At 44.3% G+C, this 12,092-nt stretch carries 14 protein-coding genes; 9 read left to right on the top strand and 5 right to left on the bottom strand.

Features of this window, described 5'->3' with window-relative positions; all coding sequences use genetic code 11:
* Positions 1-174 precede the first annotated feature (174 nt).
* From QUB30_RS03510 to QUB30_RS03535, 6 genes are all read left to right on the top strand, one after another.
* Positions 175-540, top strand: a complete 366-nt coding sequence (locus tag QUB30_RS03510; RefSeq protein WP_333329135.1) for a hypothetical protein — start codon at positions 175-177, stop codon at positions 538-540.
* A gap of 239 nt (positions 541-779) precedes the next feature.
* Positions 780-1,235 carry a GAF domain-containing protein gene (locus tag QUB30_RS03515; protein WP_333329138.1) on the top strand — a complete coding sequence of 152 codons (456 nt, stop codon included), beginning with the start codon at positions 780-782 and terminating at the stop codon, positions 1,233-1,235.
* A 421-nt stretch (positions 1,236-1,656) separates the two neighbouring features.
* Positions 1,657-1,809, top strand: coding sequence for a SpoIIE family protein phosphatase (locus QUB30_RS03520; protein ID WP_333329141.1), 153 nt, complete (start codon positions 1,657-1,659; stop codon positions 1,807-1,809).
* A 228-nt stretch (positions 1,810-2,037) separates the two neighbouring features.
* Positions 2,038-3,273, top strand: a complete 1,236-nt coding sequence (locus QUB30_RS03525; protein WP_333329144.1) for an adenylate/guanylate cyclase domain-containing protein — start codon at positions 2,038-2,040, stop codon at positions 3,271-3,273.
* A gap of 55 nt (positions 3,274-3,328) precedes the next feature.
* The gene (locus tag QUB30_RS03530) at positions 3,329-3,919 is read left to right on the top strand and encodes a DUF6272 family protein (RefSeq protein ID WP_445300463.1); all 591 of its coding nucleotides are present in this window, start codon (positions 3,329-3,331) and stop codon (positions 3,917-3,919) included.
* Positions 3,920-3,986: 67 nt separating this feature from the next.
* Complete coding sequence (locus QUB30_RS03535; RefSeq protein WP_333329150.1) at positions 3,987-4,340, top strand: slr1659 superfamily regulator; 354 nt, start codon at positions 3,987-3,989, stop codon at positions 4,338-4,340.
* Positions 4,341-4,454: 114 nt separating this feature from the next.
* Here the strand turns inward: QUB30_RS03535 and QUB30_RS03540 are convergent, their stop codons facing one another.
* The 3 genes from QUB30_RS03540 to QUB30_RS03550 all read right to left on the bottom strand — a co-directional run bounded on the left by QUB30_RS03540 (position 4,455) and on the right by QUB30_RS03550 (position 6,895).
* Positions 4,455-5,936, bottom strand: a complete 1,482-nt coding sequence (locus QUB30_RS03540; RefSeq protein ID WP_333329153.1) for an ATP-binding protein — start codon at positions 5,934-5,936, stop codon at positions 4,455-4,457.
* 130 nt (positions 5,937-6,066) lie between these two features.
* Positions 6,067-6,309 (bottom strand): alpha/beta hydrolase, encoded by a 243-nt coding sequence (locus QUB30_RS03545; RefSeq protein WP_333329156.1) that lies wholly within the window; start codon positions 6,307-6,309, stop codon positions 6,067-6,069.
* On the bottom strand, positions 6,278-6,895 hold the full coding sequence (locus QUB30_RS03550; protein ID WP_333329158.1) for an alpha/beta fold hydrolase: 618 nt from the start codon (positions 6,893-6,895) through the stop codon (positions 6,278-6,280). The genes QUB30_RS03545 and QUB30_RS03550 overlap by 32 nt, the downstream gene beginning before the upstream one ends.
* Positions 6,896-7,053: 158 nt before the next feature.
* On the opposite strand from QUB30_RS03550, the gene QUB30_RS03555 reads away from it, so the two are divergent.
* A complete protein-coding gene (locus tag QUB30_RS03555) occupies positions 7,054-7,254 on the top strand; it encodes a hypothetical protein (protein ID WP_006634481.1) in 201 nt (66 codons plus the stop codon).
* Positions 7,255-7,406: 152 nt separating this feature from the next.
* On the top strand, positions 7,407-9,467 hold the full coding sequence (locus QUB30_RS03560) for a BamA/TamA family outer membrane protein (RefSeq protein WP_333329161.1): 2,061 nt from the start codon (positions 7,407-7,409) through the stop codon (positions 9,465-9,467).
* Positions 9,468-9,779: 312 nt separating this feature from the next.
* On the opposite strand, the gene QUB30_RS03565 is transcribed toward QUB30_RS03560, so the two are convergent.
* Positions 9,780-11,081 (bottom strand): HEAT repeat domain-containing protein, encoded by a 1,302-nt coding sequence (locus QUB30_RS03565; protein ID WP_333329164.1) that lies wholly within the window; start codon positions 11,079-11,081, stop codon positions 9,780-9,782.
* A gap of 45 nt (positions 11,082-11,126) precedes the next feature.
* Positions 11,127-11,702, bottom strand: coding sequence for a CPBP family glutamic-type intramembrane protease (locus tag QUB30_RS03570; RefSeq protein ID WP_333329167.1), 576 nt, complete (start codon positions 11,700-11,702; stop codon positions 11,127-11,129).
* A gap of 59 nt (positions 11,703-11,761) precedes the next feature.
* Here QUB30_RS03570 and QUB30_RS03575 point away from each other — a divergent pair, with 59 nt between their 5' ends.
* A complete protein-coding gene (locus QUB30_RS03575; protein ID WP_333329170.1) occupies positions 11,762-12,076 on the top strand; it encodes an acylphosphatase in 315 nt (104 codons plus the stop codon).
* Positions 12,077-12,092: the final 16 nt, after the last annotated feature.

Genomic DNA, 12,092 nt, shown 5'->3' on the forward strand with positions numbered 1-12,092 from the left:
CAGTCGCTCTTAACCTATCTACTTTTATTAGCTAATTTAGTTGATTAGACATCAACTAAAAATCCGCTCGATAATATCTCTGATGTGACTTGAAAAAGATATCGCTCCCGCGAAGCAAACGCTTCAAAGGTTTTTGATAAATATGATTTAGTAGCCGCAGAAATAGCACGAGTATTGGGAGACAGGCTCGAAGCTATCGATTTGTACGATCGCGCCATTGCTAATGCCCAAGAAAACCAATACCTTCAAGAAGAAGCACTCTTCTGCGAACTTACAGCTAAATTTTATCTAGAAGTAGGTAAAGATAAAATTGCCAGCGTCTATCTAACTGACGCATACTACGCTTATGCTCGCTGGAGAGCTCAGGCAAAAATTCAGGATTTAGAACAAAAATATCCTCACTTACTCTGGCCCCTTGTAGAAGAAGAACAAAAAACAACTTTGTATGTCGTATACACCATCGATAAAACTCTCATTACAACCATCATTTCTAATGGTAATAATATTTGCAGTATACTGGATTTTAGCACTACTTGTTAAAGCTTGTTAAACCATATTATAGCAAATTTAATATCTAAAATTTGCTATAATATTATCTTAATTTTAATCGATAAAGCTGGCAATTCATAAGGCTATATCATTTTATAAATGGCGGGCAAATTATTGATTGTTCCTAAATATTTAGACGAAATCTGCTATTTGCCAAATATTCCACTTTCTCAAAGCCAAAGTCTTCCAGTAACTGCCATTAACTACGTCGGGCGTACCAGGGGGAAACCTTGGTAATTAACCATATTGCTACTGACAATATCTTTGCTGCCGACCCCTACATTATTCAGCATCAACCTAAATCTGTATTGTGTACTCCTATGGTTAACCAACGTAAAGCGTTCGGCATTTTGTACTTAGAAAACAGTCTCGCCCCAGGTGCATTTACTCCTGACAGATTGGAAGTCTTAAAAATCCTATCTTCCCAAGCAGCTATTTCCCTCGAAAATGCTCTGCTTTATCAAACTCTAGAAGATAAAGTTGAAGAACGCACAGCCCAACTAGCCCAAGAAGCTAATCAGGCAATTTCTGCCCTCCACCAGCGCCTCAAAACCGAAAATCTTCGCATGAGGGGCGAACTGGATATCCTCAAACAAATGCAGCAGTTGATTCTGCAAAAACCTGCGGAATTAGCACCAATTACAGAGTTAAATATTGCTGGCTGGATATATGGAACCAGCAAATGAAGTTTGTGGCAATTATTACGACGTATTTTGTACTGACGGAGTAGTTACACTCTGCCTTGGTAATGTCATTATATACGGACTATAATGTGGCATTTTGAGGGTGACAACTCAAGCGGCATTTCGCACTTTGCAGGAACTTCAATAACTATATTTCGGGCGCTTTTTAGATGCCCTTAACAGCACTATTTATAAAAATATTTAGCGGATAAAATCGAACCACAACCTGACTCTAGCTCTCCTCACTTACGCAGACTCTTAAAATAGTATTAGCGGTCAAAACGAGGAAACTCTCGTAGTCAGAAAAGGCGGTCAAATTGAACGCATTAAAATGATGGGTTTATGATTTCCGATCGGCTTAGATGAGCATATTTCCGATTGGGTCCGCCATCTTTGAGTAGACTTAGAGCCGGGGGACGGGGTGGTGCTGTACACCGATGGCATCCCCGAAGCTAGAAATATGCACAAAAAATTCTACGGTATCGAAAGACTATGTGAAGTGGTTTCTCAAAACTGGCATTTGAGCGCCGAACAAATCAAGCAAGCCGCCATCGATGATTTGCGAATTTTTTTTTGAGAACAAAAGGTATTTGATGACCTTACTTTGCTAGTATTGAAGCAACAGGGACATATTGTGAATAATTTCTGATTGACGCTCGTCAACCCGGTTTTTACGCGGGAGCTTGGATTTAGTCGCCAAGCATTGAAGCAGCAACCGGATTTCTCGCTTCGGCCGTGTAAGTTGTAATAATTTACAGCGAGCGAGTCAAACAATTTTGCGATTCCAGATTCGGGAATATACATTATGAAACCAAAACTAAATTTACCACATTCTAAATATCCAGAAGAACTCAAGACCCAGCTACAGGATTTGATGAAAAAACTGGAGGAAGTCGAAGATGAAAAAAATAGCTATGAAACTCTAGTAGAAATTATCACGCAACACTCCACGGATCTGGAAAACCAGATCCGTCATAAAAATCGAGAGATGCAGACTTATATCGAGCAGGTTAAAAAGGTGATAGATGCAGCTATTGCTGTGAAAAACAACAAATTTGAACCCCAGATATTGTCAGATGTAGCAGCGCGCAGTGATGCACTGGGAGAATTGGCACAGGTATTTTCGCATATGGTGCAAACGGTGAAAGCGCGGGAACAAGAATTAGAGAAACTTTTGCAGGCTTACGGACGTTTTGTTCCCGATGAGTTTCTCCAATTTCTCGGCAAGCAAAGCATGGTTGATTTCCAGCTTGGAGATCACGTCAGCAAAGAGATGGCAATTATGTTTTCCGATATGCGTTCCTTCACCACGATGGCGGAGCAAATGACTCCTCAAGAAAACTTTGACTTCATCAATAACTATTTACAGCAAATTAGTCCCGAAATTCGCAAGCACAACGGTTTTATTGTCAAGTATATAGGAGATGGGGTTATGGCAGTTTTTCCTGATGGCGTGGATGATGCTATTCAGGCAGGAATTGTGAAATTGGAGCAGTTGCAGAAATACAATCAAAGCCGTAAAATAAATGGGGATATACCGCTGAAGATTGGCATTGGTATCCATGTGGGTGATACGATGGTTGGGATTATTGGAGATGCGAATCGGATGCAAGCAGATGCGCTCTCAGATCATGTCAATCTCACCGCTCGTCTGGAAGGTTTGACTAAGTATTATGGCGTATCTTTATTAATTTCTGGAGATGTGGTACAACGTTTGAGTCAACCCGAAAAGTATCATATCCGTTTTTTGGATCGGGCTATTGTCAAAGGTAGACAAGAAGCCATTACAGTTTGTGAGGTGTTAGATGTTGAAGTAGAACCAGTGCGATCGCTCAAAATTCAAACTTTGCCTATATTTGAGGAGGGACTCCAAGAATATTGTCAGGGAAATTTTGTTAAAGCCATAGTTTGTTTTGAACAGATAGTAGCCCTAAATCCAGATGACAAGCCCAGTCAACTTTACCTAAAACGCATCCAATCGCTGTTAGAAAATAGTATTCCTGCTAACTGGAACGGCGTGTGGAAATTCACCCAGAAGTGACATAAATACATCAATTGGAGGGATAAAAATAATGACATCTGGAAGCTTAAAAACTATGACACAAATCTTGGGAGACTTCATTGAAGAATTTCCTCCTGAACACGACTCCCTAGAACTTACATTTACCCCCAGTTCTCGTCCCATCAAGCAGCGCTGGCGCAATAACAGGCTTTCGGCTCATTTTGTAGCCGATTATTTGTCTAGTTTTCTACCGCTGGATGAAGAGGATGCTAACAGCGAACAACGGATTAAACAAAGCAAGGGAGCAGTGAGTTACGTCGCTAACGAACTGTTAGAAAACGCTATCAAATTCACCGATGATAATGATATTTACAAGGTGAAGTTTGGTATACACTTTATTGAAGATGTCGAGGTGATAGCAGTGATTTTTGCTACCAACTGTGCCAATTCAGAATCAGTCAATAAATTGCAGGCATTCATTAAAGAACTACTATCTTCCGACGACCCGAATGAACTATATTTACAGCAGCTTGAAAAAAATGCTGAAACAGAAAGTGAAACGTCGGGATTGGGATTACTAACGATGGTTAATGACTATTCAGCCAAGATCGGTTGGAGATTTGAGACAATACCAGACAGTCTTGATACCATGCTGGTGACGACGGTGGCTCAAATTATTGTCTAGTTTCTAGCATTTCCATGTTTACTCTTTTTGTGCAATCGCAATATTTTAGTCAGGAAACCAAAAAATAATGGGTATTCAAGAAATTCAAGGTGAAGATTACAGCGTTAAGTACGATCGAGAATCGGTAACAGTCCTTTTCCAAGGCGAACTCAGCCTGAGCGGACCAGCAGAGTATGCACCAATAGTCGAATTGTTAGATCAGATCGCCAATCCCGAACCGCCTACTATTACTTTGAACCTAAAGAACTTGGAATTTGTTAATAGTTCTGGTATCAGTATGCTGTCTAAATTTGTCATTACCGTGCGGAAAAAGAAAACAATTCAACTTTTGGTGTTGGGTTCAAAGGATGTTCCCTGGCAACAGAAATCTCTCAAAAATTTAGAAAAGTTGTTGCCAACTTTGAAGCTAGAATTGGAGTAGGAGATTTGCAGACGGCGCGGCGTCCCTGCAGATACCGATCGACAGGATTTGAGATCGCGAGTCCGACGCCTGCGCCACCATAAATGCAAGTGACTTTTGATTTAGATAGAGTGTTTAACTTTGCTGCACTGGCAGTTCAATGATAAACTCGGTTCCCTTGGACGGTTCAGACTCGCACCTGAGCGTTCCTCCGTGATTTTCTACTAAGATTTTGTAGACAATAGACAATCCTAAACCAGTACCTTTACCGATTTCCTTGGTGGTGAAAAACTGCTCGAACATTCGTTCTTTGATCTGTGCTGTCATTCCCGACCCCGTGTCAGCAATCCGCACTCTCACGCGATCAGATCCCGCTAATTCTGTGCTGATAGAAATTTTTAGCGCAGCATTGGGCTGATTTTCTGCTGCCTCGTCCAAAGCATCGATCGCGTTGCTAATTATATTCATAAATACTTGATTTAGCTGTCCGGCATAACACTCGACAGTCGGTAATTTTGCATAACTTTTAACTACTTGAATTTCGCGACGGCCTATTTGAGAATTGAGACGGTTTCGCAAAATTAACACGGTGCTGTCAATGCTGTCTTCCAAATCGCACAGCGTCATGTTACTGTTATCCGTTCGCGAAAAGTTGCCCATAGATTTTACAATTTCGCGAATGCGATCGGAACCAATTTGCATGGAAGACATAACTTTAGGCAAGTCTTCAACTAGAAAATCAAGATCCATCTCTTCGATTTGAGCTTGAATTTCTGGAGAGGGATTGGGATAGTATTCTCGATAGAGACGCAGCAGGTGTAGCAAATCTTGAGTATAAATTTCGGCATGGCTCAAGTTGCCGTAAATAAAACTAACTGGATTATTAATTTCGTGGACGATACTAGCCATTAGCGCTCCCAGCGAAGACATTTTTTCGCTGTGGAGGAGTTGAGCTTGAGTTTGTTTGAGTTCGCAAAGTGCGCGATCGAGCTGGGCCGCTTGAGCTTCCGCTTTCGCAGTAGCAGCACAACTTTCTTGATAAAGTTCAACCTGTTTGAGGTCGAGTTCAAATTGTTCGATTTCGCTTTCTTGCTGGTATTGACTCACCACGGCATCGAAAGCTTCTAGCAATTCGCCGCTGGCAGCTTCGACAATGTACAGCAGATGGGGATTTTCCAGCCGGAGTTCGGAATCGGGAACTTGCACCAGTGCTTTAATTCGATCGATATATTCGCGGATTTGTTTGTCTAGATACAGCGGTGCCTCAAAATACATTGCCTTGACAGTGGCTGAAGGGGCACTCAATAAGTTGATGCTGCTTTCAGTATTAATTAAGTCGCGGTGCGATTTTTCCATAAGCTCGATCGCCTCTAACAAATTTCCCCGCAGTTTGGCTCTTTCTACCCCATTCTGAGAACAAACTAACCTCATGCAAAAAAAAGCCGTGCGTTGGGAAAGCATTCGCTGACGGCCGCTGATATTAATTACCGCTGCACTAATTTTTCTGGCTGTCGTAATTTCTTCCAGATTAAAATAGTTCCTCATTGCCGCCATTGGTAATATCCCCGACTCAACTAAATGTCTGTAGCTCGTGCTGACACAAGATTTAAGAGCCATAATCAAAAATTGTACAAGACACTAAACAATATATTCCGTATTTCTTACTAAATTAGTATACTAAAACACAATTATTTTCAATTGGTGGCTTATCACAATTTTTATTATTCGGCTTCTTGCACAGTTTTTCTTAATTATTCAAAAATTTACAAATCAACTTCGCCATAATTTGAGCTTGAGTTTGCGGCAACCCGTGAGCCGAATTGGGAATAATTGCTAACTCGGCCCCCGGTATCTCGTTAGCGTAGGTTTGACAGTGCGATAGAGGAATTGTTTCGTCACTATCTGCGGCGATGACTAAGGTAGGAATTTGCAATTTGTAAATTTGTTTTTCTACTGTATCAACTGCGTCTTCCGGCCGCATCCTGCTCATTAAAAATGACTTTGCTACTGGTTGAGACATTAACTCCCTGCGCCAGCCCGAAATGTGCTGCTTTATCACTTTTTCCCGCTAAACTAGCAAAAGGTTTTGCCAACTGCAAGGCCCAATCCACCGCTGGGGTTTCCCACAACAGCGGCCGCAAAGCATCATATTGATCGCAAAAAGTGTCGTCCCGAATTCCCGCCGATGCTGCTAACACTAAACTGCTAACAGAATTAGGATATTTTAGGGAATATGCAGATACTACCCAACCGCCAAAAGAATGTCCGATGATGCAGCAAGGTTCAATATTTAGTTGTTCTAAAACTTGGCGCACAAAAGCAACTTCTACAGCTACGTCATAGCGCATTTCTGGTTTGCTGGATTCTCCAAAACCTAACATATCTAAACTGATGCACCGAAACTGAGATGGCAATAACTCAATTAATGGCAGCCAGCAAGTCTTTTCTGCTAAGAAACCGTGCAGCATCAATAAGGGTCTGCCCCACCCGATGTCGAGGTAGGCTGCTGTTTGGGCGGTGCTCTTGACAAATGTACTTAAGGTGTGATTTTGTCCTAGAACTGCTTGAGACTGCATGGGGATCGACTCCTGATACACAAGAAAGATTTGTAAAGACTTGTAACAAAAAAGCAGTCCAAAGGTTAAACTTCATTACGGAGTACACAGTTAGAAATAGACCATGATATTGTCTATGATTATTAGAAAATACTGCCAACTCAAAGCAGGAGAACACTTTGAACTCTACTTTAAAACAGTACCCGGCTTGCTCTCTTCGCGAAGATGTCAGTGAGTACGTAGCACACCTACAGCTTCACATGACTTTACAAGCTCGCAACTTGCTCCCTACCATTACCACCGCTAAGGACAGTCGCGAACAACTGTTGCAGCAGACTCAGGCTCATTTTGAGAAACGAGTTTCTCGACAAGCTATTTAAACAAATTTTACGATCGCCCGCGGTCGAACTTTCCCAAATTTCAGCATCCCAGAAACCCGGTAGCCTCAAAAATACCGGGTTTCTTTTCGGCTAATTATGCAGGGTGCCCGGTTTTGGGTAATATGCGTTGGGTGTGGTTTAATTTTATTTTTATGCGAATTCCGATTATTGCATTTTTGACTTTGGCGGCGCTGGCTGGCGGCGAATTGGCAGCGCGGGCGATCGATCCGAGTGCCGCAGCGACTGAGGCGGAGTTGAGAGAGGGAACCGCAGAAATTGACAGGCGAGACGCCTGTCCCACAAGGGCACAGAGGGAGGAGGATGAGGTCATCGGTGATAACTTAACGTCAAACCGACTGTCTCTGTTGTTTGTAGCGAAGTCCAGATCCCCCCTCACCCCCCTTAATAAGGGGGGGACAAGAAATATGCTCAAAGTCCCCCTTCTTAAGGGGGATTTAGGGGGATCTAGACTAGATGACAAGCGACATTTGTTATCGGTTCCAGTCTTAAATAGTCACCAATCGGATGAGGTGAACCCAACTGTGCAGGATTTGCCGACATCCGATGAGCTCGCAACTTCTCCAGAAGTACGCGCGGCGCAGCTATCCCCTAGGGAATCTCCCTCATATCGTTTCCGGTTGCATCAAAATAATAAAATTGAGTCAACAGTTAACACTCAACCATTCAGTTTTTCGACCCCGAGTCAACAGTCAACAGCCAACAGTCAACAGTCAACATTCATTCCGGTGCAACCGGAATTGATATCACTCAAGTCCAGCCACAATAAAGATTTTACATCTCTGTTAAAAACTCCGGCGACGATCGCGGCCAACGCCGAAATCCCCGAAGCAGTAAACAGCAACGCCCGACAGCTAGGCGGTACTCTACAAATCAGTCAAGCGGGCAATGCTGAAGGCGTTTACGTTGCAGAGGTGAAAATTCGCTTTGTTAATTCCCAAGGCGAAGCTGTCGATCAAAAAGGGAATCCGGTTGAGGGCAGAATTTCGGAAGATTTTATCCGAGGCGAACTCAAACTCAAGGCGGGGGATAACTACAGCCGGGAAGTTGTACGATCGGATTTGCAGCAGTTGCAGCAATTGGGATTGTTTGACAAAGTGACGGTTTCGATTGAAGAAGTTGGCACGGATGTTAATGTAATCTACAACGTTCAAGAGCGATCGGCTCGCTCTTTTAGCGTGAGTGCCAGTCTTAGTGATGATGTTGGCGTTGCTGTTCCTCTTTCCTATACCGATCGAACTTTCGGAACAACCCCGCAGCGGCTGGCGGTGGAACTTGAACCCAGCCTCCGAGGAATCCAGTACGATGTCGAGTTTGTCAGCCCTTACGTTGCCGCTGAAGACCGTTTGGGATACAGTGTGAGAGCTTTTGGCGATCGCAGAATATCGGAAATTTTCAACAAAGATATTGATTTGCCCAACGGGAACCGAGTTCGGGAAATTCGGGTGGGGGGAAATCTCAGGTTTACCAGACCTTTGGGCGACTGGCAATCGACTTTGGGATTAAATTATACAAATATCAGCACGCGCGATCGCAACTTAAATATCGCCCGCCGCGACGAACTCGGCAATCCTCTCACATTCAGCGGCAGCGGCGTTGACGAGTTATACACTGTTTCTTTTGGCGCGATGCTCGATCGGCGGGACAATCCCTTCAACCCCACCAGCGGATCGATTCTCAGCCTCAGCACCGAGCAGTCGATACCTCTGGGGCGAGGTAACATTGTGAGCAACAGGCTGTTAGCGAATTATATACAGTATGTACCACTAACTTTGTTGGGCATCAGCGAGTCCGAAGCCTTGCCCGAAATGCTGGCTTTTAACTTGCAAGCGGGCACGGTAATCGGGGATTTGCCACCAACGGAAGCTTTTCGCCTCGGCGGCCGCAATTCCGTGCGGGGTTACGATAGCGGGGATATTGGCAGCGGCCGGAGTTATTTTTTGGCTTCGGGTGAATATCGGTTTCCTGTGGGTCAGGATGTCGGCGGCGTAATATTTGTTGATTTTGCGTCGGATTTGGGAACGGGAGATAGCGTACTCGGGAAACCGGCGGTAGTCAGGGACAAACCGGGGACTGGGGCGGGTGTTGGGGTGGGTGTGAGGGTGCGATCGTCCTTTGGATTAATTCGCTTAGATGTGGGTGTTAGCGACTCCGGCGACATCAAATTTATACTCGGTACAAAGCAGCGATTTTAAGAATAGTGCAACAGATCGGTTAACCCACAGTCTGAAATAGATTTGGCGCGACGAAATTGCCGGCAAACCCGTTGGCAGGCGATCGTCAATCCTATCGGCCTCGGCTGGCGGGGTGTCTGCGATCTCTGCTAAGAATTGGGCGAGTTGTCGATCGAATAATTGAGTTTGATTTCTTTCTTCAACCCAACTTCCAAAGTTTGTGTTAGTAATCGAAATTGAGTGAAATACAGCACCTCGGTAAGGACACAACAATGTTGTATCCCTACTGCGTTGTAGGCAATTTACAATTGCTATATTTATCCTCGTAAATGCTTAACGCTTTGGTTTCTTCACCTCAACATTTTTCGGTTTAGCCGCCGGAGTTCGCGGATAAAACTTAAACTTATTGAGCGCAGCACTTGCTGATTTAGCCACACCGCTATCTATATCTCGCAAAGCTTTTTGTAGCAGCGGAATTACTTTTTCCGACTTAATCATTGCTAGTGCTTCCACAGCAGCTTCGCGCACCTCCGGGTGAATATCTTGAGCTAATTTTCCCAAGGTTTCTATTGCTCGCTGACCTTCGGATCTCAGAGCATTAGCAGCAGCCATTTTACCTAAAGCAGACGCTGCAAACTTGCGGGTTTTTGTGTCCTGACTTTGAACACATCCCATCAACTGCGGTAGAGAATAGCTTGGTGCTTGTCTGGTAATTGGAACCTGTTGTTCGACTGCTGGTTGATGTAAATCAATTGGTTGTGGTTCCGAAAAATCTGTGTAATTTAACTCTTCTTCAACTTCTGTTTGATTTAACTCACTTGACAGTTCCTGCCCAACTTCTTGTTGTGGTAAATCTTCTCCAAATTCTGTGGGATTTAACTGACTGAACTGCTGATCTGCGACTTCTTCTTGTTGTACATTACTCTCGTACTGCTCTTGCAAAGACCTGATAGTAGCTTGCATCTGAGCTTCGTGCTCTCTCCACTGCTCGTGAGCCGCTTGCAACTGAATCTCGTATTGCTGTTGCAAAGCCTCCATCGTTAACTGCATCTCAACCTCGCGATTCTCATATTCCTCGGCAGTTTGCCTCAATCGAATTTCGTGCTCGTTTTGCAGGCTTTGCAAATGTTGCTCCATCTGAGCTTGATAATTATGATGCAATTCGTCAGCAATTCTGAGTAAATGATGTTCGTGTTCTGCTTGCAAAGATTGGATATTTTCCTGAAGCCTTGCATTGTTAGCGGCTTCTAATTCCTCGCTGATTTGTCGCCGCAGCTCGTGTTCGTCTACGCTGGCAACTGGTTGGAACTGACTGTCGCGTTCTGCCTGAAGTTGTTGGAGCTGATTTTCGTATTGAGCCGCAACTTGTTTGAGCTGATTTTCGTATTGATTAGTAACTTGTCTGAGTAAATTTTCGTGTTCGGCAGTAGCTTTTCTAAGCTGATTTTCCCGTTCTCCTTGCTGAGATTGGACAGCTTGTTGCACCCGAGACATCTGAGCTAATTCTATTTCCTCAGTAATTCTGCGAGTTTGCTGCAAGTATTCTTGTTTTTGCTTGTTTAAGCGCTTTTCCACTAACCAGTAAGCAACTGCTATCCCTGCCAAAAAACTTACGATCGCTCCTATGATACCCACGACTCATCTCCTCCCGACAAAATAGTGATGCTGGACTTTTTACATTTAACCATACAGCCTCCTGTAACCGCCCAATAGCAGCAGCCAGGCTGTCACTGCGAGCCAGTGAACCGCCACCGCAGGCCAGATAGAACCGCTTTGTAGGTATGCGATAGAGCACGCAACTCCCAAAATTGCCGCCAGCAGCAAAAACACTGGATTCATAAAGGTCGATCGACCAACCGGGTAAAAAGTCAGCGCGTTCAGCGGGTGGTAAACTACAAAAACCGCCAAACTCGCACATCCCCAAAACCACAGCATTAACCCAGAAGCCTTCTCGAACGGGTGCGGCAGCATTAACACGCGGAAAAATACTTCCTCGGTGATTCCCGGACTTAACAAACAGCCAATGAGCACTCCCACAATTGTACGCCGATCGGTTTGCACGTCTACCTTCAGAAATCCCGACCAAAAACCGACGGAAAGCGCGATCGAAGTGTAAACCAGCGCGAGCATAGCTGCAACCAGCCAATCAGTGAAATCGGGAATAGTTGAAAAAGCTAGGGTGATGCGGCGTATCAGGAATCCCGGCAGCGCGTGAAGCGGAGCTATCCCGAAGGGAATCGCACTAAAATTTAACATAATCAAACTGATCCTTAAAATTTTCAAACAGATGTTAGCAGTAAGTTGAGCCGTTTATTATGCAAAACCAATCATTGCCGCCCGTCAGAGTCCGCGTTTTTGTTTCCGGATTAGTTCAAGGAGTAGGATACCGATATTCAACGAGGAATCAAGCAAAGTATTTCGGCCTGGGCGGCTGGGTAAGAAACCTCCCCGATGGGCGCGTCGAGGCTGTCTTTGAAGGCGATAAAAAAGCTGTGGAAGAAATGATTAGTTGGTGCCGCCGCGGCCCCACCGGTGCTACGGTTAGTGAGTTGGTTTTGGAATACGAAGACCCGGAGGGCGATTCCCTTCGCGATAGCTCCGCTTCACGCACTTTTGAGATCCGGCGGTAAAAGAATAAAGGGAATA

Origin of the sequence: Microcoleus sp. BROC3, from assembly GCF_036702515.1 — a bacterium.
Classification (GTDB): Bacteria; Cyanobacteriota; Cyanobacteriia; order Cyanobacteriales; family Microcoleaceae; genus Microcoleus.